Source organism: Pseudomonas sp. SDO524_S393, assembly GCF_054071875.1.
Genome location: NZ_JBSVVZ010000010.1, coordinates 78,953 through 100,893 on the forward strand (window position 1 = coordinate 78,953; position 21,941 = coordinate 100,893).

The 21,941-nt window shown below is 62.0% G+C and carries 15 protein-coding genes; 12 read left to right on the top strand and 3 right to left on the bottom strand.

Annotation, left to right across the window (positions count from 1 at the left end):
* The first annotated feature begins 29 nt into the window (after positions 1-29).
* Both ACW9IB_RS07105 and ribD read left to right on the top strand, forming a co-directional pair.
* Positions 30-1,733, top strand: a complete 1,704-nt coding sequence (locus ACW9IB_RS07105) for a WD40 repeat domain-containing protein (RefSeq protein ID WP_457412945.1) — start codon at positions 30-32, stop codon at positions 1,731-1,733.
* Positions 1,730-2,836, top strand: a complete 1,107-nt coding sequence (gene ribD / locus ACW9IB_RS07110) for a bifunctional diaminohydroxyphosphoribosylaminopyrimidine deaminase/5-amino-6-(5-phosphoribosylamino)uracil reductase RibD (RefSeq protein WP_457412946.1) — start codon at positions 1,730-1,732, stop codon at positions 2,834-2,836. The genes ACW9IB_RS07105 and ribD overlap by 4 nt, the downstream gene beginning before the upstream one ends.
* Here ribD and ACW9IB_RS07115 read toward each other — a convergent pair.
* Complete coding sequence (locus tag ACW9IB_RS07115; protein ID WP_457367072.1) at positions 2,815-3,741, bottom strand: LysR family transcriptional regulator; 927 nt, start codon at positions 3,739-3,741, stop codon at positions 2,815-2,817. The two genes, ribD and ACW9IB_RS07115, sit on opposite strands and share 22 nt — an antisense overlap.
* Positions 3,742-3,788: 47 nt before the next feature.
* Between ACW9IB_RS07115 and ACW9IB_RS07120 the strand changes: the two genes are divergently transcribed.
* From ACW9IB_RS07120 to ACW9IB_RS07130, 3 genes are read left to right on the top strand one after another with little or no spacing between them, the layout of a single operon-like run.
* Positions 3,789-4,202, top strand: coding sequence for a VOC family protein (locus ACW9IB_RS07120; RefSeq protein WP_457367071.1), 414 nt, complete (start codon positions 3,789-3,791; stop codon positions 4,200-4,202).
* Positions 4,203-4,223: 21 nt separating this feature from the next.
* Positions 4,224-5,375 carry an efflux RND transporter periplasmic adaptor subunit gene (locus ACW9IB_RS07125; protein ID WP_457412948.1) on the top strand — a complete coding sequence of 384 codons (1,152 nt, stop codon included), beginning with the start codon at positions 4,224-4,226 and terminating at the stop codon, positions 5,373-5,375.
* On the top strand, positions 5,372-8,434 hold the full coding sequence (locus ACW9IB_RS07130) for a MexW/MexI family multidrug efflux RND transporter permease subunit (protein ID WP_457412949.1): 3,063 nt from the start codon (positions 5,372-5,374) through the stop codon (positions 8,432-8,434). Before ACW9IB_RS07125 ends, ACW9IB_RS07130 begins: the two co-directional genes overlap by 4 nt.
* Before the next feature lie 53 nt (positions 8,435-8,487).
* On the opposite strand, the gene ACW9IB_RS07135 is transcribed toward ACW9IB_RS07130, so the two are convergent.
* Both ACW9IB_RS07135 and ACW9IB_RS07140 read right to left on the bottom strand, forming a co-directional pair.
* Complete coding sequence (locus ACW9IB_RS07135; RefSeq protein ID WP_457367068.1) at positions 8,488-9,882, bottom strand: PhoH family protein; 1,395 nt, start codon at positions 9,880-9,882, stop codon at positions 8,488-8,490.
* 348 nt (positions 9,883-10,230) lie between these two features.
* Positions 10,231-11,355, bottom strand: coding sequence for a polysaccharide deacetylase family protein (locus ACW9IB_RS07140; RefSeq protein WP_457412951.1), 1,125 nt, complete (start codon positions 11,353-11,355; stop codon positions 10,231-10,233).
* A gap of 119 nt (positions 11,356-11,474) precedes the next feature.
* On the opposite strand from ACW9IB_RS07140, the gene yaaA reads away from it, so the two are divergent.
* The 7 genes from yaaA to algG all read left to right on the top strand — a co-directional run bounded on the left by yaaA (position 11,475) and on the right by algG (position 21,935).
* On the top strand, positions 11,475-12,254 hold the full coding sequence (gene yaaA / locus ACW9IB_RS07145; protein WP_457367066.1) for a peroxide stress protein YaaA: 780 nt from the start codon (positions 11,475-11,477) through the stop codon (positions 12,252-12,254).
* Between the two features lie 980 nt (positions 12,255-13,234).
* Positions 13,235-14,551 (top strand): nucleotide sugar dehydrogenase, encoded by a 1,317-nt coding sequence (locus ACW9IB_RS07150; RefSeq protein WP_457367065.1) that lies wholly within the window; start codon positions 13,235-13,237, stop codon positions 14,549-14,551.
* An 81-nt stretch (positions 14,552-14,632) separates the two neighbouring features.
* Entirely contained in the window at positions 14,633-16,114 is a 1,482-nt protein-coding gene (gene alg8 / locus ACW9IB_RS07155; RefSeq protein ID WP_457367064.1) for a mannuronan synthase, read from the top strand.
* A gap of 48 nt (positions 16,115-16,162) precedes the next feature.
* Complete coding sequence (locus ACW9IB_RS07160) at positions 16,163-17,329, top strand: PilZ domain-containing protein (protein ID WP_457367123.1); 1,167 nt, start codon at positions 16,163-16,165, stop codon at positions 17,327-17,329.
* A gap of 18 nt (positions 17,330-17,347) precedes the next feature.
* Entirely contained in the window at positions 17,348-18,862 is a 1,515-nt protein-coding gene (gene algK, locus ACW9IB_RS07165; RefSeq protein WP_457367063.1) for an alginate biosynthesis TPR repeat lipoprotein AlgK, read from the top strand.
* Complete coding sequence (locus ACW9IB_RS07170; RefSeq protein WP_457412952.1) at positions 18,859-20,346, top strand: alginate export family protein; 1,488 nt, start codon at positions 18,859-18,861, stop codon at positions 20,344-20,346. The genes algK and ACW9IB_RS07170 overlap by 4 nt, the downstream gene beginning before the upstream one ends.
* Positions 20,346-21,935 carry a mannuronan 5-epimerase AlgG gene (gene algG / locus ACW9IB_RS07175; protein WP_457367061.1) on the top strand — a complete coding sequence of 530 codons (1,590 nt, stop codon included), beginning with the start codon at positions 20,346-20,348 and terminating at the stop codon, positions 21,933-21,935. Before ACW9IB_RS07170 ends, algG begins: the two co-directional genes overlap by 1 nt.
* Positions 21,936-21,941: the final 6 nt, after the last annotated feature.

Genomic DNA, 21,941 nt, shown 5'->3' on the forward strand with positions numbered 1-21,941 from the left:
GCCAACTTCTGCATTAAGGATAATGAACCATGAGACACTTTGGCCCTATCAGTGGTATCGCAACGTTCAACGATCGTTATGTCGCCACCGCCGGCTACGACAATCAGGTCATCCTCTGGGATGCCCAGACCAAGACGCCGATCCAGCGGGTCCTCCACGACCACCTGGCCAACCAGTGCGCCTTCAACGCCACCGGTACGTTGCTGGTCAGCGCCAGCAGCGACTACACCGCCCGCGTCTGGGAAATCCCGTCGCTGCGCCTGAAAAGCGTGCTGGTCGGGCATGACGACGACATCGAAATGGCCGCCTTTTCTCCGGACGGGCAAACCATCGCGACCTGCTCCCGTGACCACACCATTCGCCTGTTCAACCTCAGCGGCCAGGTTCAACGGATCCTGACCGGCCATGAAGCCGATGTCATTTCCGTGTGCTGGGCGGCCGATGGCGACAGCCTGGTCTCCAGCAGCGACGACGGCACCATTCGTCGCTGGAATGCCGCCACCGGCGAGCAACTGGAAACCATCGACCTGGGTGGCGTGGAAACCGACACCATCGCCATCTCCCAGGAAGGCACCATCTTTGCCGGTGACGACGAGGGCAAGATCTCGGTCATCAGCCGTCAGGGCACCCACCTGCAACCCGCCCATGCCGCCGGCATCAAACGCATCGTCTGGAACGACGCACAACGCCTGCTGGTCAGCCTGAGCTACGACCGCTGCGTGATGCTGTGGCAACTGACAGCCGATAACCAACTGGTGAAAACGGCCCAGACCTCGCTGCCCAGCATCATCTGGCCACGCAGCTGCGCCCTGCTGGGCAACAGCCGCATTGCCTTCGTGACCTTCGGTTCCAGCTACGCCACCTGGGATTTCAGCACCCAGCAATGGGATGTGACAGGCATCGAACCGGCGATCAGCCTGAACGCCGTGGCCGTGGTGGGCAACGACATCTACAGCATCGGCGACGCCGGCATTCTGCAAATCAACGGCCAGGCGAGTACCCGTGCCGGCAGCCTGTGCAACTTCCTGCTGCCATTCGGTAACAGCGTGCTGACCGGTGGCCAGATGGGCACGGTGTTCGACGCCAAGACCGGCGACACCCTGTACCAGCACCGCTCACCGCTGAACTGCGGCACCACCTTTACCCGCAACGGCCAGCTGCATGCGGCCATCGGCACCTACACCGGCGAAGCCCTGATCTTCAACCTGGACGGGCAAACCCCACAGTTTCTGCGTGAAGTGCGCATGCACGAAAACGCGATCAAGGGCATTGCCGCCGACGAGAAATACCTGTTCAGCGTCTGCGCCACGGCGGCGGCAGCGTTCTGCCGTATCGAAGACTTCGAGCTGGAGGCCTACCTCGACAAGGCCCATGACCGTATTTCCAACGGTTGCACGCAAATCCAGGGCGGCTTTGCCAGCATCGGCCGCGACTTGAAACTGCGTCTGTGGCAGGAAGGGTTCAACGAGGTCTACGACACGCCGCATACCCACTCGATCAAGTGCATCGCGATTTCCAAGGATCAGCAATTGATCGCCACCGGCAGCTACGGCGGCACCGTCGCGGTGTTCGACCTGGCCAAGCGCAGCTGGACCACGGTGGAGAAAATCACCGCCAGCGGCATTTCCTGCCTGACCCACGACGCCGAAGGCAGCGGGTTCCTGGCCAGCGCCTATGACGGTCGCATCTACCCGATCGCGACAGGAGCTTCGGCACGGCGTCAGCTGCCATGACCCACTTCAGCGAAGTCGACTTTCAACACATGCACCATGCATTGTCGTTGGCCGAACGCGGCAGTCACTCCACCTGGCCTAATCCTCGGGTCGGGTGCGTGATCGCCCACGGGCGGCACATCGTCGGCGAAGGCTGGCATCGGCGTGCGGGCGGTCCGCACGCCGAGGTGTTCGCGCTGCGGCAGGCCGGCGCATTGGCCAAGGGCGCCACCGCCTACGTGACGCTGGAACCGTGCAGCCATGTCGGTCGCACCGGTGCCTGTCACCAGGCGCTGATCGACGCCGGCATCGCCAGTGTCGTGGTCGCCCACGAAGACCCGTTCAAACAGGTCGACGGCAAAGGCATCGCGCAACTGCGCGAGGCCGGCATCGACGTCAAGGTGGGGCTGCTCAGTGCCGCGGCCAGGGAGCTGAACCGGGGGTTTCTATCCTCGGTCAAGCGCCAGCGGCCCTGGGTGCAGTTGAAAATGGGCATGAGCCTGGACGGTCGCACTGCGCTGCAGAATGGCCAGTCGCAGTGGATCACCAGCGCCCGCGCGCGCGCCGATGTGCAGTACTGGCGCGCACGCAGCGCTGCGATCCTGACCGGCAGCGGCACGGTGCTGGCGGACAACCCATCCCTGACCGTACGTGAGCTGGCCAGTGCCGAGGCCATCGCCCCGGTGCGGGTCATTCTCGACAGCCAGGGCCGGGTGCCGGCCACCGCCCGGGTGTTCGACGATCAAGCGCCAAGCCTGCATGTGGTGCACGAACAGCACGCGCCGGAAGGCACGCCCGACGAACGTGTACTGCGCCTGCAAGGCGACCAACAGGGCCTGGACCTGCATGCGCTGATGGAACAGCTCAGCGCCCGCGGCCTGCACGATGTGATGGTCGAAGCCGGGCCGACGCTGGCCGGCAACCTGCTGCGCGCCGGACTGGTGGACGAATTGCTGCTGTACATGGCGCCACGCCTGCTGGGCGATCTGGCGCGTCCGCTGGTGCACTTTCCAGCGCTGGACAACCTGGCGCACTCCGTGGACTTCATCCTCTACGACGTGACCCAGCTGGGCCCCGACCTACGCCTGCGGTTGCGCCCCGATCAACTTGCGGATGCGGTATGAGTCACCACCTGCCTGACCTGCTCGCGCAACCAGTTATGGGCCTGATCGTCACGGAAACGTTGATGCCAGATCTGCACGAACGGAAAGCGCGGGATATGAAACGGCGGCGGCAATTGCACCAGGTCGGGGTTGTGCCGTGCCTCATCCAGGGTGCGGGTGGCCACGGTGAGGATCAGGTCGGTGTTGTGCAACATGCTCGGTGCCGTACGCCAGTGCGGCACGCTCACCACGATACGTCGACGCAGGCCCTCGGCCCGCAGCAGGTTGTCGACCTCGCCATTGGTGCCACCGTCCATCGACACCTGGATATGCGGACGTTCCAGGTAACTCTCCAGGCGCAACAGACCGTCCTTGGGCAGCGTGCGCCGGTCCATGAGGCAGGAGAAGCTTTCTTCGAACAGCACCTCCATGGACACGTCGGTGGTCAACTGCGGGAACACCCCCAGCGCCAGGTCGATCTTGCCCTGGGCCACCTGTTCGAACATCGCATGGCGGCTGCCCTGGGTGACCATCAGCGTGGTGTTGGGCGCATAGCGGCGCAACCGCTCCAGCAGGCGCGGCAGCACAATCGCGGCGCCGTAATCGGACATCGCCATATGAAAGGTGCGCTGGGAGCTGGCGGGGTCGAAGTCGATGGACTTGCCGAACAGCGTTTCGACCTGGCTCAGAATCTCGCGCAAAGGTCCCTGGATGTTCTGCGCCAGGGCGCTCAGCGCGACTTCGTTGCCCTCGCGGATCAGGATCGGATCATCGAGCAACACCCGCAATTTGCTCAACGAGTGACTGATCGCCGGCTGGCTGAGGTGCAAGCGCGTGCCGGTGCGCGTCACGTGTTTTTCGGTGAGCAGTGCGTCAAGCACCACCAACAGGTTCAAATCGATGTTGCGCAATAACACTGTGACCATTTTTTTGAATTCCATTTCAGGGAGCGACATCCCACAAGGAGCGACCCATGCCTCAACTCAGACGAATCATTGAAACCGCGTTGTACGTAGATGACCTGGACCGGGCCAAGAGGTTCTATACCGAACACCTGCAACTGGAGACCATGGTCGAGAGCAACGTACTCGTCGCAATGAACGTTGGTCAGCAGAATACTCTCTTGCTGTTCAAACGGGGCGCCTCCGTGCACACCAAATACCTGAGCGGTGGCGAAATACCGCCCCACGACGCCAGCGGACGGATCCATATCTGTTTTGCCGTGGACAAACAGGACATGCCCGAATGGGAACAACGCCTGCACGAAGCGCACATCGAGATCGAGGGGCGCACCGAGTGGCCCAAGGGCGGTTCCAGCGTTTATTTCCGCGATCCGGACGCCAACCTCGTCGAACTGTTGACCCCGGGCTGCTGGCCCATCTACTGACCTCTGCAAGGAATGACGCTTATGCGCCACGTCAGCCATCCACGACGTGTTGTTTCTCGGACCACCGGCGCACTGCTGATCGCCATCGCTCTGCTGCTGGGCCTCGCGTGGGGCCTGTGGCAGTGGAGCCACCCGGCGGTCGCCGCCAGCCGCGCTGCGCCGATCAAGGTCGCCATCGCCCCCGCCAGCAGCGCCCCGTTCACCCGTTACCTCGAAGCGATCGGCGAACTGGAGGCGGTGCAACAAGTCAGCGTACCTGCCGAAGTCGGCGGACGCATCGTGCAATTGCCGATTCAGTCGGGGCAACGGGTGGAGCGCGATCAGGTACTGGTCAAGCTCAACGATGCGCCGCTGCAAGGCACCCTCGTGCGATTGCAGGGTGAAGTGGAGAACGCCCGGGTCAAGCTGGAGCGCTCGCGTCGGCTGGTGAGCGTCAACGCCACCTCGCGCGAAGCCTTCGACAATGCCCAGACCGAATACACCACCGCCCGGGGCGCCTTGCAGGAGCTCAAGGCGCAGATCGACCAACACACCATCCGCGCGCCGTTTGCCGGCACCGTCGGCATCCGCAAGGTGCACCTGGGCCAGTACGTCAACCCGGGCGACAGCCTGATCAACCTGGTGGGCGACCAGGGTTTGTACGTCAACTTCAACGTGCCGGAAAAAGCCTTGGGGCAAGTGGAGGTCGGCAGCGACCTGCAAGTCGTGCTCGACGCCCTGCCCGGGCAGACCTTCACCGCGCGGGTCAGTGCCATCGACCCGTTCCTGGACCGCTCGCGCACCTTGAGTGTCCAGGCGAAGCTCCAGGCGCCCACCCAGAATGCCTTGCCAAGGATGTTCGCCAAAGTGCGCCTGCCCCAGACATTGCCGGCCGACACCCTGACCGTGCCGGAAACCGCCGTGACCTATAACGCCTATGGCGAAGACCTGTTCGTGTTGCAGCCGCCTGCCGAAGCCGGCGCGGCGCCTACCGTGCGCCGCGTGCTGGTCAAGACCGGCGAGCGCCGCGATGGCCGGGTGGTGATTGACGAGGGGCTGCATCCCGGTGAACAGGTGGTGATTTCCGGCCAGATCAAGCTCAGTGACGGCGCCACCATCGAACCGTTGGAACACAGCGTATTGAACGAGCGCAACAGCCCCTCGGGCATGACCATGGCCGGGGAAAACCAGTGAAGCTCACCGATCTCTTCGTGCGCCGTCCGGTGCTGGCGCTGGTGGTCAGCCTGTTGATCATGCTGGCGGGCCTCAAGGCCTACCTGGGCCTGCCGGTGCGTCAGTACCCGTTGCTGGAAAGCTCGGTGATCACCGTGACCACCGACTACCCCGGCGCGCCTGCCGAACTGATGCAGGGTTTCGTGACCCAACCGATCAGCCAGTCGCTGGCCTCGGTGGAGGGCGTGGACTATGTCAGTTCCTCGTCGGTCCAGGGCCGCAGCCTGATTACCCTGCGCATGGCCCTCAACCAGGACTCCAGCAAGGCCTTGAGCGATGTGATCGCCAAGGTCAACCAGGTCAAATACCGCCTGCCCGAGCAGGCCTACGACCCGGTCATCGAACGCTCGGCGGGCGATGCCACCGCAGTGGCTTACGTAGGCTTTTCCAGCGACAGCTTGTCGGCCTCGGCCCTGAGCGACTACCTCAGCCGTGTGGTGCAGCCGCTGTTCGCCACCATCGACGGGGTGGCCAAGGTCGAGACCTTCGGCGGCCAGCGCCTGGCCATGCGCCTGTGGCTCGATCCGCAGCGCATGGCCGGCCACGGCATCAGCGCCGCGCAGGTCGAGCAGGCGATCCGCGACAACAACTTCCAGGCCGCCCCCGGGCAGATCAAGGGCCAGTACGTGATCGCGTCGATCCAGGTCAACACCGACCTGATCAGCCTCGAAGACTTCCGCGACATGGTTATCCGCAATGACGGTGATCACCTGGTCCGCCTGCGGGACGTCGCCACCGTCGAACTGGGCTCCGCCGCCTATGAAACCAGTGCGCTGATGGACGCCAAACCGGCCGTGCACCTGGGCTTGTACGCGACGCCCAAGGGCAACCCGCTGCTGATCGTGGCCGATATCAAGCGTCTGTTGCCGGGCATCGAGAAAACCCTGCCACCGGGGGTCAAGGTGGCGCTGGCGTTTGAAACCGCGCACTTCATCGAAGCCTCGATCATCGAAGTGATCGAGACGCTGGTGGAAGCCATCCTGATCGTGGTGGTGATCATCTACCTGTGCCTGGGCTCGGTGCGCAGCGTGATCATCCCGGTGGTCAGCATTCCCTTGTCCATACTCGGCGCCATGGGGCTGATGACGCTGTTCGGCTTCAGCATCAACCTGCTGACGCTGCTGGCAATGGTGCTGGCCATCGGGTTGGTGGTGGACGATGCCATCGTGGTCATGGAGAACATCCACCGTCATGTCAAAGAGGGCCGCAGTACGCTGCAGGCGGCGCTGTTCGGCGCCCGCGAGATCGCCTCGCCGGTGATCGCCATGACCATCACCCTGGCGGCGGTGTACATGCCCATCGGCCTGATGAACGGCCTGACCGGCGCGCTGTTCAAGGAGTTCGCCCTGACCCTGGCCGGCTCGGTGGTGGTGTCCGGGGTCATCGCCCTGACCCTGACCCCGGTGATGTGCGCCAAGCTGCTGCCCACCCAGGAGAGCGAAAGCACCATGGGGCGGCTGGCCGAGGGCTTCTTCCATCGTTTGTCGCACATGTACCAGCGCGCTTTGGTGGGCTCACTGCGCGTGCGTGGGGCCATGCTGCTATTGGGCGCGCTGGTGCTGCTCAGCCTGCCGTGGCTGTACGGGCACGCCAGCAAGGAGCTGGCGCCCAACGAAGACCAGGGCAACCTGTTACTGGCCATCAAGTCTCCGCAACACGCCAACCTCGATTACGTCGAGCGTTATGCCTACCAGTTGAGCGAAATCCTCGGTGAACTGCCAGAGGCGGTCAGCACCTGGATCATCAATGGCAACGACGGCGTGGCCTCCAGTTTTGCCGGCGTCAACTTCACTGAATGGGCCCAGCGCGAACGCAGCGCCGCCGCGATCCAGAGCGAGCTGCAACAGCGCGTGGACGCGGTGGAAGGCAACTCGATTTTCGTGTTCCAACTGCCGCCGCTGCCCGCCTCGACGGGCGGCTTGCCGGTGCAGATGGTGATTCGCAGCACCGAGGACTACCGCTCGTTGTACCAGGCCATGGAAGACCTCAAGACCCAGGCCCGGGCCAGCGGCCTGTTTGCGGTGGTCGACAGCGACCTGGCGTTCAACAACCCAGTGGTCCAGGTGCGTATCGACCGCAGCAAGGCCAACAGCCTGGGCATCCGCATGCGTGACATCGGCAGCACCCTGGCGGTGCTGATCGGCGAGAACTACACCAACCGGTTCGGCCTGCAAGGCCGCTCCTATGATGTGATCCCGCAAAGCCAGGCGTCGCGCCGCCTGACGCCCCAGGACTTGAACGACTTCTACCTGGACACCGACTCCGGCCGCCAGGTGCCGTTGTCTACCGTGGTCAGCCTGCATAACGTGATCGAGCCGAACAAACTCACGCAGTTCAACCAGCAGAACAGCGCCACCTTCCAGGGCATCCCGGCACCCGGGGTCAGCCTGGGCCAGGCGGTGGCGTTTTTGCAGGAACACAGCCGTGCCTTGCCGGTGAGTTTCAGCCATGACTGGCAGGCCGACTCGCGGCAGTTCATTCACGAGGGCAACGCCCTGCTGTTGACCTTTTTGTTTGCCCTGATCGTGATCTACATGGTGCTGGCCGCCCAGTACGAGAGCCTGACCGACCCGCTGATCATCCTGATCACCGTACCGCTGTCGATCTGCGGCGCGTTGATCCCGCTGGCGCTGGGCCTGGCGACGGTCAATATCTACACGCAGATCGGCCTGGTGACACTGATCGGCCTGATCAGCAAGCACGGCATCCTGATGGTCGAGTTCGCCAACGAGTTGCAGGTGCTGCACCGCTGCACCCCGGCCCAGGCGATCATCCGCGCGGCGCGCATTCGCCTGCGGCCGATCCTGATGACCACGGCGGCCATGGTGGTCGGTCTGGTGCCCCTGCTGTTTTCCTCGGGCGCCGGCGCCAGCAGCCGCTTCGGCCTGGGCCTGGTGATCGTGATCGGCATGCTGGTCGGCACGCTGTTCACCCTGTTCGTGTTGCCATCGGTGTACACGCTGATGTCGCGGGCGCACAAACCCGCCGTCGACTGGGCACTGGTCGAGCAGCAAGGCTGACGGCTGGAAACAAAAACGGGCGCCCCGGGGCGCCCGTTTTTTGTGCTTGAAGCTTAGAGATGGGATTCGGCGTATTCGGCCAGAATCGAACGTGGGACGCCCTGCAAGGCGATGTGCACGCCGTTCGGGAAGTCCTTGAAGCGTTCCGTCAGGTAGGTCAGCCCGGAGCTGGTCGCGGACAGGTAAGGGGTGTCGATCTGTGCCAGGTTGCCCAGGCACACCACTTTGGAACCGGCGCCGGCCCGGGTGATGATGGTTTTCATCTGGTGCGGCGTGAGGTTCTGGCATTCATCGATCAGAATCAGGCTCTGCTGGAAGCTGCGACCCCGTATGTAGTTGAGGGATTTGAACTGCAACGGCACTTTGCTGAGGATGTAGTCGACGCTGCCATGGGTGTTTTCGTCATCCATGTGCAAGGCTTCGAGGTTGTCGGTGATCGCCCCCAGCCACGGCTCCATTTTTTCCGCTTCGGTGCCGGGCAGGAAACCGATTTCCTGGTCCAGGCCCTGCACACTGCGGGTGGCGATGATGCGGCGATAGCGCTTGGTCACCATGGTCTGTTCGATGGCGGCGGCCAGGGCGAGGATGGTTTTCCCCGAGCCTGCGGCACCGGTCAGGTTGACCAGGTGGATGTCCGGGTCGAGCAACGCGTACAGCGCCAGGCTCTGGTAGATATCACGCGGTTTCAGGCCCCAGGCTTCCTGGTGCAACAGGGGTTCCTGATGCAGGTCGAGGATCAGCAGCTTGTCGATCTGGATCTCTTTGATCCAGCCCACGAAGCCCTGTTCGTCGACGATGAACTCATTGATGTGCACCGCCGGCAGGTTGTCGATCAGCTGCACCTGGTGCCAGGTGCGGCCATGGTCCTGGCGGGTTTCGACCTTGCTCACGCGGTCCCAGAACGAGCCGGTCATCATGTGATAACCCCGGGACAGCATCGACACGTCGTCGACCAGTTGGTCGGTGCTGTAGTCCTCGGCCGCGATCCCACACGCTCGGGCCTTGAGGCGCATATTGATGTCTTTGGTCACCAGCACGAGACGCAGGTCCTTGTCGCGCGCGTGCAGGTCGATCAATTGGTTGATGATCTTGTTGTCGTTCAGGTTTTCCGGCAGCAGGCTGTTGGGCTCGTGGTGCTTGCTCATCAGAATCGACAGCAACCCCTTGGGCCCGCCCTTGCCACGCTGGATCGGCACGCCGAGCTCAACGTCCTCGGGCGAAGCTTCGCCCAGGGTCTTGTCGATCAGGCGGATCGCCTGGCGACATTCGGCGGCCACGCTGTGGTGCCCGCTTTTGAGTTTGTCGAGCTCCTCAAGCACGATCATCGGGATGGCGACGTGGTGTTCTTCGAAATTGAGCAGTGCGTTTGGATCGTGGATCAATACGTTGGTATCAAGCACATAAAGGATTGGCTGGTCGGAAGAAGGGTTACGTCCATGATCATCCATACTCGGTCACCTTTTGTGGGAGCCAGTCGACGCAATACCTGGGCGGTGCTGCGCCTCGAATCGACCGCCGAATGCACCTGAGTGACGTCAAGTGCGGGGCCCACCGAAGGAGTCTTGGAAGACGCCACCTGTGCTGCAGGTTTCGGCGATCTGACTTCGTAATACCGCAAAACCTGTGACAGGAAAAAGCACTTTGACGCTTTTTTGAAGTTTATTTTTCAGGATGACGAATAGCACTAGCCGTGTGCCAGCGTCCCCGTTAAAGTCGGAAGTCCGCCTGCATCGAATTGTCGCAATAATTCACCGCAAAAACGCCTCATCCCCAACAGGGCCGGGCACTTCGCCTTTTTAACGAAATGCTTCCCGGCAGTCCTGCCAGCCCAGGCCACTTTGTGCCGTAGCCTGCATCAGGATCGGCAACGCGACCCGCGCCTTGTCCTGGGTGTCGTGAAATACAATCACCCCTTTGCGCCACAACAGCATCAGCGTCAGCACGCGCTGTGCCGACTCATCGGCCTTGAGCTTGCCCGGTTCGTCCTGGGAGTCGATGTCCCACAACGCCACCTGCAAACCCTGAGCCTGGAAAAAACCCTGGCTGTCCGCGCGGCGCTGGCCGTAGGGCGGGCGGAACAGCGGCACGTAGTTTTCCGGCATCAGGTTCTGCGCCAGCAGTGCGCTGCGGGTAATCGAGCTCTGCCACTCCACCCAATGGCTGTGGGAGCGATACTGCCAGCCCTGGGTGCCCACGCACTGGCCCTGGTACAACGCCTGCACATCGGCGGCGGAACTGCGCTCCACGCGGGTCTGCAAGCTGCTGCCGAGCACGAAGAAAGTGGCGTTCATTTTCTGCTTGCGCAGGTAGTCGGTGAGCCAGTCGGTATTGCCGCTGAGCGGGGCGGGGCCGCCGTCGAAGGTCAGCAGAAACAGGCGGTCGTTGAATTCGTCGCCATTACGCTCGTGGTCGCCGAACCGCGCGACTTCGCTGCTGATCTGCGGGAACAGCGCGGCCTTGCGCAGCAATTCGTCCAGATACCGCTCATGAAACACGTGGCTGGGGCCCGCCCAGCCTATATAGAAAGAGTTCTCGCTGACCTCGAACTTGCCGGCCTGCTCGCGCAGGTCGTCCATGCTTTCCACCAGGTAGCAGAACGAGGCGTCTTCCTCGCAGCTCTGCTGGGCGAAGGTGTAGTTCTCCAGCAGGCGTTGCCACAACTGGCGGCGCAGGTCGTCGATGGCCGCCAGGTTGATGATCTTCAGGCCCAGGCGTTGCTTGAGTGCGGCTTCGTCCTGATTCTCGCTGGCCAGCAGGCTGTGGGCGAACATGAGGATTTCGGCGCGTGAGGCCACGTCGAACAGCGCCGGGCTGGCGAGTTTTTCGGGCCAGGTGCCACGGTCCAGGCTGGCCACATCCACCGGCGCCGCGTGGGCATTCAGGCATAGCAGGCAAGCCGATAACAAAAGCGCTATTCGCACACGGGGTCTCCCTCTCCAGAGTCGTCGGCCATCATAGCGGATCGTGCCTATCACCATCATAGGTGGAGTCAAAACGCCCCAGCCCCTAGAATCGCCCCACTATTACAGGAGACGACTGCATGCTGATGGTGATTTCCCCCGCCAAGACCCTCGATTTCGAGACCGCGCCTGTGACCCCGCGCTTTACCCAGCCGCAGTACCTGGATCATTCCCAGGCACTGATCGAGCAGCTGCGCACGTTCAGCCCGGCGCAAATCAGCGAACTGATGCACGTCTCCGACAAGATCGGCGGTCTCAACGCCGCGCGTTTCGGCAGCTGGACCCCGGCGTTCACCCCGGCCAACGCCAAGCAGGCGCTGCTGGCGTTCAAGGGCGATGTGTACACCGGCCTGAACGCCGAAACCTTCAGCGATGCCGACTTCAGCTACGCCCAGGACCACCTGCGCATGCTGTCGGGCCTGTACGGCTTGCTGCGCCCTCTGGACCTGATGATGCCGTATCGCCTGGAGATGGGCACCAAACTGGCCAACGCCCGGGGCAAGGACCTTTACGCGTTCTGGGGCACCCGCATCAGCGAATGGCTGAACGAAGCCCTGGCCGCCCAAGGCGACGATGTGCTGCTCAACCTGGCATCCAATGAGTACTTCTCGGCGGTCAAACGCACGGCGCTGAACGCGCGGATCATCAATACCGAGTTCAAGGACCTGAAGAACGGCCAGTACAAGATCATCAGCTTCTACGCGAAAAAGGCCCGGGGCATGATGAGCCGTTTCGTCATCGACGAACGCATCAACGACCCGGCCAGGCTCAAGGAGTTCGATGTGCAGGGCTACCGCTTCAATGCGGAGCAGTCCAAGCCGGACAACCTGGTATTCCTGCGCGATCACGCACCGGAATAAAGCCGAAAGCCTCTCTTACAGGCGATGAAATCCAACGGTGGGAACAATCAAACATTTTTGTTGAACGGACCTCTGTAGTGAGCGGGCTTGTCCCGCGCTGGGCTGCGAAGCAGCCCCAACAAGGCTTGCCTCCGTCTCTCAGGAAAAACCCATCGCCCGGTTTCGGGGCCGCTTCGCGCCCCAGCGCGGGACAAGCCCGCTCACTACAAATGTCACGCATGCGCCAAAAAATAGTCATTATTTTGACGTCAAAAAATATCCTGACGCATTTCTAACGTTTCTTTCACTCGACAATTCCAAAATTTTTTCGTAGTGGCACCACTTTTTTTAAACAGTAGTGGCATAAAACTATCTACCCGTCTCAACTCCCCGCAACTATTGGCCCAAATAGCAAGTGCTATCAATATGGTGCCAGTGCCATCTTTTCCAATATTTCAAAAAATTTCAAGAAACAGGATGAGCGGCTCGGAACTTCGCCAAAACAGGCGGCTCATACCACCGGTAACGAAATTCTCTGTTTCTGTAAGAGATGACTTACATAACGACCCAAGGAAGTAGCGAAGTTGCCCCCATCAACTTTGTCTCGCGGGTTACATCATCAACTGATTGAGTTGAGGGCGGCGATAAGGACTGGTTGCTATCCCCTATAGGCCAAGGCAGCGCTTACCCAAATGTGTCAGTGATGACACCCAGGGCATTGATATTAAAAGGCTTAGCGCCTGTATCGAGACCCTGCGGCACTGGCGTCGGACCCTCCTCCCAGGGAGACCGGCTGCATTTGAGGGCAAGCCCCAATAACAAGGCCACGTTGCGCACAACTTGAGTGCAATAGTTAGTCACTCACTATTAAACATGCCTGTACGCGGTAAGTCGGCGTCTATTCGCACAACTTTCGCGGCATCAGTGACGCTTGCAAATATTAACGCCAGCCAATAATTGGCTTGATTAACAACGTCTTCAGTGACAATGAGGTAAAAGCGATGCGCATCAGCATATTTGGTCTGGGTTACGTTGGCGCAGTATGTGCCGGTTGCCTGTCTGCACGTGGCCATGACGTGGTCGGCGTAGACATCTCCAAGGACAAGATTGACCTGATCAATGCCGGCAAATCGCCGATCGTTGAACCGGGCCTGGGCGAATTGTTGAGCCAGGGTATCCAGACCGGTCGCCTGCGTGGCACCACCAACTTCGCCGACGCCATCCGCGACACCGACCTCTCGATGATTTGCGTCGGTACGCCCAGCAAGAAAAACGGCGACCTGGAACTGGACTACATCGAAGCCGTGTGCCGCGAGATCGGTTTTGTCCTGCGCGACAAAGCCACCCGCCACACCGTGGTCGTACGCAGCACCGTACTGCCGGGCACCGTGGCCAACGTGGTGATCCCGATCCTCGAAGACTGCTCCGGCAAAAAAGCCGGCGTCGACTTCGGCGTGGCGGTCAACCCGGAATTCCTGCGTGAATCCACCGCCATCGCCGACTACGACCTGCCCCCGATGACCGTCATCGGCGAATTCGACAAAGCCTCCGGCGATGTCCTGCAGTCGCTGTACGAAGAACTCGACGCGCCGATCATCCGCAAGGACATCGCCGTTGCCGAAATGATCAAGTACACCTGCAACGTGTGGCACGCCACCAAAGTGACCTTCGCCAACGAGATCGGCAACATCGCCAAGGCCGTCGGCGTCGATGGCCGTGAAGTGATGGAAGTGGTGTGCCAGGACAAGACCCTCAACCTGTCCCAGTACTACATGCGTCCAGGCTTCGCTTTCGGTGGCTCCTGCCTGCCGAAAGACGTACGCGCCCTCACCTACCGCGCCGGTTCCCTGGACGTGGAAGCGCCACTGCTCAACTCGCTGATGCGCAGCAACGAATCCCAGGTGCAGAACGCTTTCGACATCGTCTCCAGCCACGACAAGCGCAAAGTCGCCTTGCTGGGCCTGAGCTTCAAGGCCGGTACCGACGACCTGCGCGAAAGCCCGCTGGTGGAATTGGCCGAAATGCTGATCGGCAAGGGTTTCGACCTGAGCATCTACGACAGCAACGTCGAGTACGCCCGCGTCCACGGTGCGAACAAAGACTACATCGAAGGCAAGATCCCGCACGTGTCGTCCCTGCTCAACTCGGACTTCGACGACGTGATCAACAACTCCGACGTGATCATCCTCGGCAACCGTGACGAGAAGTTCCGTGCCTTGGCGCACAACGCGCCGCAAGGCAAGCAAGTGATCGACCTGGTGGGCTTCATGGCCAAGGCCACCAGTGCCGGTAGCCGTACCGAAGGTATTTGCTGGTAACAGCGACGGCTAGTTCCGGGCTGCACGCGTACCTCCCCAGCGCGTGCAGCCGGGAACCTCCTTCACCTGCGGATGACGCTTATGTCCAAGTTAAAACACGTACTACTGCAATCCGCCGGCTGGCTGTTCTTCCTCAGCCTGCTGATGGGTCTCGCCCTGCTGTTGCCGGCGAGTACGTTCGACTCCGAGTCGAAGAATTTCATTTTCCTGATTGGCGCCGTAGGTATCTGGCGCTACTCGATGGGTGCCACGCATTTCATTCGCGGCATGTTGTTCCTGTACGTGGTCTACCCGCATCTGCGCCGCAAAGTGCGCAAGCTGGGCAAGGCCGCCGACCCGTCCCATGTGTTCCTGATGGTCACCAGCTTCCGTATCGATGCACTGACCACCGCCCAGGTGTACAGCTCGGTGATTCGCGAAGCCATCGACTGCGGTTTTCCCACCACCGTGGTCTGCTCGCTGGTGGAAATGTCCGATGAGCTGCTGGTGAAAAGCCTGTGGGAACGCATGGCACCGCCTGACCGCGTGACCCTCGACTTCGTGCGCATCGCCGGTACCGGCAAGCGCGACGGCCTGGCTTTCGGTTTCCGCGCCATCTCGCGCCACTTGCCGGACGACCGCGCCGTGGTGGCCGTGATCGATGGCGATACCGTGCTCGCCGAAGGCGTGGTGCGCAAGACCGTGCCGTGGTTCCAACTGTTCGGCAACGTCGGCGGCCTGACCACCAACGAATTCTGCGAAGTGCGCGGCGGTTACATCATGAGCGAATGGCACAAGCTGCGCTTCGCTCAACGCCACATCAACATGTGCTCCATGGCCCTGTCCAAGCGCGTGTTGACCATGACCGGCCGCATGTCGGTGTTCCGTGCCCGCGTAGTGACTGACCCCGGCTTCATCGCCGACGTGGAAAGCGACTCGCTGCAACACTGGCGCCTGGGCCGCTTCAAGTTCCTCACCGGCGACGACAAATCCAGCTGGTTCAGCCTGATGCGCCTGGGCTACGACACCTTCTACGTGCCGGACGCCGCGATCAACACCGTGGAACACCCGCCGGAAAAAAGCTTCATCAAGGCCAGCCGCAAACTGATGTTCCGCTGGTACGGCAACAACCTGCGCCAGAACTCCCGCGCCCTGGGCCTGGGCGTGCGCCGTCTCGGGCTGTTCACCAGCATCGTATTGTTCGACCAGCGTGTATCGATGTGGACCTCCCTGCTCGGCCTGACCGTGGCCTTCATCGCCACCTTCAAGTACGGCGGTGCGTTCATCCTCGCCTACCTGCTGTGGATCGGCATCACCCGCCTGATCCTCACCCTGTTGCTGTCGTGCTCCGGCCACAAGATCGGCCCGGCCTACCCGATGATTCTCTATTACAACCAGATCATGGGCGCACTGGTGAAGATCTACGTGTTCTTCCGCCTTGATCAACAGTCCTGGACCCGCCAGGACACCAAACTGACCCGCGATTTGGCCAGCTTTCAACGTTGGTTCAACACCTGGTCGTCTCGGACCATGACCTTCTCCGCCGGCAGCATTTTCGTCGCCGTGTTGCTGATGATGGTCTGACAGCCAAGCCTGAATTAACTAGGAGCTACACCTATGAGTCAGAACACCATGAACAGCCAAGCAAACGTCAACGTTGTCCACGAATCCGAAGCCCAGCGCCAACATGCCCGCGTGAAAATCCCGGCCAAGCTGCGCTTCTTCAATACTGACCGCACGCCGACCGAAGCACGGGTGATCGACCTGTCCGCCGGCGGCCTGGCCTTCACCTCCACCCAGCCGTTGACCGTCGGCGAAGTGCACAAGGGCCGCCTGCAATTCGTGATCGACAACCTGGGCCTGGCCATGGACGTGGAGCTGCAGATCCGCTCCTACGACCGCCAGAGCGGCCGCACCGGCTGCCAGTTCCAGAACCTCGAACCCCAGGATATTTCCACCCTGCGCCACCTGATCACCTCGCACCTGTCGGGTGACATCGTGACCATGGGCGACGTGCTGGCGACCCTGCAACGGGACAACTTCACCAAGGCGCGCAAGGTCAAGGACACCGGCAGCGGCATGACCGCATTCGGTCGTCTGCGTGCGGTGACGTTCAGCGCAGGCATTTTCATCGTTGGCCTGGCCGCGTTCGGTTTCATCTTCAAATCGGTGTACGGCATGTACTTCGTCAGCCACGCCCAGGCCGGCCTGGTGAGTGTGCCCGGCATGAACGTGACCATGCCCCGCGACGGCACCGTGCAAAGCCTGCTCAAAGGTGACGCGGTCGCGGCCAAGGGCGCGCCATTGGCAACCTTCAGCACCAGCATGCTCGACGTGCTCAAGGGCCATCTGGACGAAGACCAACTGCAACCGGCCAAGGTCGAAGAGCTGTTCGGCAAGCAAATGACCGGCACCCTGACGTCGCCCTGCGATTGCGTGGTCGCTCAGCAACTGGTCGCTGACGGCCAGTACGCCAGCAAGGGCGACGTGATCTTCCAACTGGTGCCACGCGGCAGCCTGGCCAATGTCGAAGCGCGCTTCACCTACCGCCAGTTCGCCGACGTGCGCCCGGGCACCCCGGTGAGCTTCCAGGTGGCCGACGAAGAACAAGTGCGCACCGGTACCATCGTCAGCAGCACCAGCCTGAACAGCGCCGACCTGTCCTCCGACATCCGCGTGCAGATCAAGCCCGACGCACCGCTGGACAGCACTTACGCCGGTCGCCCGGTGGAAGTCACCAGCGACCGTGGCCCTTCGCTGAACTGGCTGATCGACAAAGCCATGGCTAACGGTCTGTAAGCAGAGGACATGCCTGTGATGACTCTCTCAAAAACACCGCTGCCCCCTGTGGGAGCCGGGCTTGCCCGCGATGGCATCGACTCGGTACACCCGACACACCGAGGTGCCCGCATCGCAGGCAAGCCAGCCCCCACAGAAAACAGATCTCACTGCGTCCTGGCCTTCTGCACATTGGCACTGGCCGTGAGCCTCGCCGGCTGCGCCGGCCTGCCCGACCAGCGCCTGGCCAATGAAGCGCTCAAGCGCGGCGACACCGTCACCGCGCAGCAGAATTACCAGCAACTGGCCGACCTGGGCTACAGCGAGGCCCAAGTAGGCCTGGCCGATATCCAGGTCGGCACCCGCGACCCGGCGCAGATCAAACAGGCCGAAGCCACCTACCGCGCCGCCGCGGATACGTCGCCGCGTGCCCAGGCCCGTCTCGGCCGCCTGCTGGTGGCCAAGCCTGGCAGCACCGAAGCCGAACACCACGAAGCCGAAGGCCTGTTGAAGAAAGCCTTTGCCAACGGCGAAGGTAATACCCTGATCCCGCTGGCCATGCTCTACCTGCAATATCCCCACAGTTTCCCGAACGTGAACGCCCAGCAACAGATCAGCAAGTGGCAGGCGGCAGGTTATCCGGAAGCGGGCCTGGCCCAGGTGCTGCTGTATCGCACCCAGGACACCTACGACCAGCATCTGGATGACGTGGAGCGCATCTGCAAGGCCGCGCTGAACAGCACCGATATCTGCTACGTCGAACTGGCCACGGTCTACCAGAAAAAAGCCGAGCCGGAAAAACAGGCCGAACTGCTCAAGCAGATGGAAGCCGGCTACAGCCGTGGCACCGTCACCGCGCAGCGTGTCGACAGCGTGGCCCGTGTCCTGGGCGATTCGACCCTGGGCAAACCGGACGAAAAGACCGCCCAGGCCCTGCTGGAAAAAATCGCCCCCGGTTACCCCGCGTCCTGGGTCAGCCTGGCGCAACTGCTCTACGACTTCCCGGAGCTGGGCGACGTCGACCAGATGATGAAGTACCTGGACAACGGCCGCGCCGCCGACCAGCCCCGCGCCGAACTGTTGCTGGGCAAGCTCTACTACGAAGGCAAGTGGGTGCCCGCCGATGCCAAGGCTGCCGAAGCGCACTTCGAAAAAGCCGTGGGCAAGGAAGTGGCCGCCGATTACTACCTGGGCCAGATCTACCGCCGTGGCTACCTGGGCAAGGTCTACCCGCAGAAGGCCCTGGACCACCTGTTGACCGCTGCGCGCAACGGCCAGAACAGCGCCGACTTCGCCATCGCCCAATTGTTTTCCCAAGGCAAGGGCACCAAGCCCGACCCCGTGAACGCCTATGTCTTCAGCCAGCTGGCCAAGGCCCAGGACACACCCGAGGCCAACGACCTGGCTACGCAGCTTGAAACCCCGCTCACACCGGACCAGCGCGCCCAGGGTCAACGCCTGGTGCAACAGGAACTGGCCGCTCGCGGCACTTTGGCCCAGAGCACGTTGCAACTGCACGCCCTGGAAGAAGAAGACGGCGAGGAATCCCTATGAAGCTCAATTCATTCGTCAAGGCCGGCATTGGCCTGACCTTCGCCCTGTTGTGGTCGTGCCCGACCCTGGCAGCGCTGACCGAACAGAAAAACTTCGGCCTGGAAGTGAAAATCACCGGCCAGTCCGAAGACGACCGCGACCTGGGCACCAAGCCCGGCGGCGACGTCAACGGTATCGGCCTGGACCTGCGCCCGTGGGTCTATGGCGAAAGCGGCAACTGGAGCGCCTACGCCATGGGCCAGGCCGTGACCTCCAGCGACATCATCGAGACGGACACCTTGCAACAGTCTGCCGATGACGCCAGCGAACAATCGAGCAACGACGACCGCAAGACCAAAAAGAATTACCTGGCCCTGCGCGAATTCTGGGTCGGCTACAGCGGCTTCACGCCCTACCCCGGCGAGATCCTCAAGTTCGGTCGCCAGCGCCTGCGCAATGACGACGGTCAATGGCGCGACACCAACATCGAAGCGCTGAACTGGACCTTCGACACCACCTTGCTCAAGGCCAATGTCGGCGCCGCCGAACGGTTCAGCGAATACCGCACCGACCTCAAGGAACTGTCGCCCAAGGACAAGGACCGCCAGCACTTCTACGCCGACGCCGCCTACCAGTGGACGCCGGGCCAGTGGGTCGGCGTGCGCGCCCACCACACCCATGACGACGGCAAGCTCGACTACGCCGAACCGGGCGTGGCCACCGACCCGCTGGACAAGCGCGAGAACGGCGACCTGACCTGGCTCGGCCTTGAAGCCAACAGCGACGCCTACAACTGGCGCAACACCAACACCGTCAACTACTGGGCCAGCATCACCGGCATGCAGGGCGACCGCGACACGGTCAACGCGCTGAACGCCGATGGGACCCGCCCCACTAATGCCAAGCGCAGCGATGACGTGAACGGCTGGGCCACCGACCTCGGTGTGCGCCTGCGTCTGGATCCGCAATGGCAAGTGGGTGCGGCCTACTCCCGCGCCAGCGCCGAGTACGAACAGAACGGCCTGCAAAGCAACCGCTCGAACTGGACCGGCACCCAGTCCCGCGTGCATCGCTTCGGCGAAGCCTTCCGCGGCGAGATGAACAACATGCAGTCCATGAGCCTGTTCGGTTCCTGGCAGCTGCGCGAGGACTACGACGCGAGCCTGGTGTACCACAAGTTCTGGCGTGTCGACGGCAACAAGCCGGTGGGCAGCAACGGCATCGACGCGGTGCAGAACAACACCGACGACGTGACCGGCGCGATCCTGTCCAGCACGTCCTTGCCGCTGGAAGACGGCAAGAAAGACCTGGGCCAGGAGATGGACCTGGTGGTCACCAAGTACTTCAAGAAAGGCCTGTTGCCCGCCGCACTCAGCCAGTCGATCGATGAACCGTCGGCCCTGGTGCGTCTGCGTGCAGGTGTATTCAAACCGGGCGACGCCTATGGCAGCCAAGTCGACTCGTACATGCACCGCGCCTTTGTCGACGTGATCTGGCGATTCTGATGGGAGCCTGCGCAATGAACCCTCAAGCCCTCAAAGGCTCGGTCAGCCTGTTGGTCGCGGCCATGCTGCTTGCCAGCACTTCGGCCTTTGCCGAAGGCGCTGCGGTCAAGGCGCCGACCATCGCCAAAGAACTGCAGGAGGCCAAGACCTACACCGTTTCCAGCCCGCCGACGGCGCCGCTGGAAATGGCCAAGCCGGCCCTGCCGGACCTGTCGGGCTACACGGCCGCGGCGATGGAAAAAAAGATCGTACGCAGCAAGCCCGGCAAAATCAGCATCCGCCGCATGATGCAGGAAGACGCCCTCAAAGACTTCATCGGCGGTGACAACAAGATGGCCGAATGGGTGGTGCGCCAGCACGGCATCCCCCAGGCGATCTTCGTCGACGACGGCTACATGAACCTCAAGGACCTGTTGGGCAAGGTGCCCAAGCAGTACCTGAGCGAAACCTCGCCGGGGGTGTTCCTGGCCAAGTTGCCGATCGTGGTCGGACGCAAAGGCATCCTGGAGATCGACAAGAAAACCCAGGAACTGCGCCTGTCCCAGGAAGCCGGTTCGTTCCTGATCAACGACGGCCAGCTGTTCGTGCGTGACACCAGAATCACCGGCTGGAGCGAGAAAGCCAACGGCCCGGCGCTGTTCAAGTCGCCCAAGGAATTCCGTCCGTTCCTGCTGGCCTGGGGTGGCACCGAGACCTACGTGGCCAACAGCAAGATGGCCAGCTTCGGCTACGCCAACAGTAAGTCGTACGGGGTGAGTATTTCCCAGTACACGCCGAACATGGCCAAGGTGCTCAAGCGTCCGGAACCCACCGGCTGGATCATCGACTCCGAGTTCTCGGACATGTGGTACGGCTTTTACTGCTACGAAACCACGGGCTTCGTGATCAAGGGCAATACCTACAAGGACAACATTGTCTATGGCATCGACCCCCACGACCGTTCCCACGGCCTGATCATCGCCGACAACACTGTCTACGGCACCAAGAAGAAGCACGGCATCATCATTTCGCGGGAAGTGAACGACAGCTTCATCTTCAACAACCGCAGCTACGACAACCACCTGTCGGGCCTGGTGATCGACCGGAACAGCGTGAACAACCTGATCGCCGACAACGAGATCTACCGCAACCACACCGACGGCATCACCCTCTACGAGAGTGCCGACAACCTGCTGTGGGGCAACAAGGTGATCAGCAACCGTCGCCACGGCATCCGGGTGCGTAACAGCGTGAACATCAAGCTGTATGAGAACACCGCCATGGCCAACGGCCTGACCGGCGTGTACGGCCACATCAAGGACTTGACCGACACCGACCGCGACATCGCGCTCGACCCGTTCGACGCCAAGGTCTCGCTGATCCTGGTGGGCGGCGAGCTGGCCGGCAACGGCAGCGGCCCGCTGTCCATCGACTCGCCCTTGAGCATCGAGCTGTACCGCGTGTCGATGCTGGCACCGACCAAATCCAGCGGTATCAGCTTCTCCGGCGTCCTCGGTGATCGCCAGGAAGAGATTCTCGACCTGCTGGTGCGCCAGCAGAAAGCCGTGCTGATCGACCCTGTCGAACGCCAGACCGAAATGCAGGACTGAGGATGA

What these genes read in the sequence shown, in the direction of transcription:
- ACW9IB_RS07120 (WP_457367071.1), top strand. Translation starts at nt 3,789, where the DNA reads ATGCCTCAACTCAGACGAATCATTGAAACCGCGTTGTACGTAGATGAC.
- yaaA (WP_457367066.1), top strand. Translation starts at nt 11,475, where the DNA reads ATGCTGATGGTGATTTCCCCCGCCAAGACCCTCGATTTCGAGACCGCG.
- ACW9IB_RS07160 (WP_457367123.1), top strand. Translation starts at nt 16,163, where the DNA reads ATGAACAGCCAAGCAAACGTCAACGTTGTCCACGAATCCGAAGCCCAG.
- ACW9IB_RS07125 (WP_457412948.1), top strand. Translation starts at nt 4,224, where the DNA reads ATGCGCCACGTCAGCCATCCACGACGTGTTGTTTCTCGGACCACCGGC.
- alg8 (WP_457367064.1), top strand. Translation starts at nt 14,633, where the DNA reads ATGTCCAAGTTAAAACACGTACTACTGCAATCCGCCGGCTGGCTGTTC.
- ACW9IB_RS07135 (WP_457367068.1), bottom strand. Translation starts at nt 9,882, where the DNA reads ATGGATGATCATGGACGTAACCCTTCTTCCGACCAGCCAATCCTTTAT.
- algK (WP_457367063.1), top strand. Translation starts at nt 17,348, where the DNA reads ATGACTCTCTCAAAAACACCGCTGCCCCCTGTGGGAGCCGGGCTTGCC.
- ACW9IB_RS07170 (WP_457412952.1), top strand. Translation starts at nt 18,859, where the DNA reads ATGAAGCTCAATTCATTCGTCAAGGCCGGCATTGGCCTGACCTTCGCC.
- ACW9IB_RS07150 (WP_457367065.1), top strand. Translation starts at nt 13,235, where the DNA reads ATGCGCATCAGCATATTTGGTCTGGGTTACGTTGGCGCAGTATGTGCC.
- algG (WP_457367061.1), top strand. Translation starts at nt 20,346, where the DNA reads ATGGGAGCCTGCGCAATGAACCCTCAAGCCCTCAAAGGCTCGGTCAGC.
- ribD (WP_457412946.1), top strand. Translation starts at nt 1,730, where the DNA reads ATGACCCACTTCAGCGAAGTCGACTTTCAACACATGCACCATGCATTG.
- ACW9IB_RS07105 (WP_457412945.1), top strand. Translation starts at nt 30, where the DNA reads ATGAGACACTTTGGCCCTATCAGTGGTATCGCAACGTTCAACGATCGT.
- ACW9IB_RS07115 (WP_457367072.1), bottom strand. Translation starts at nt 3,741, where the DNA reads ATGGTCACAGTGTTATTGCGCAACATCGATTTGAACCTGTTGGTGGTG.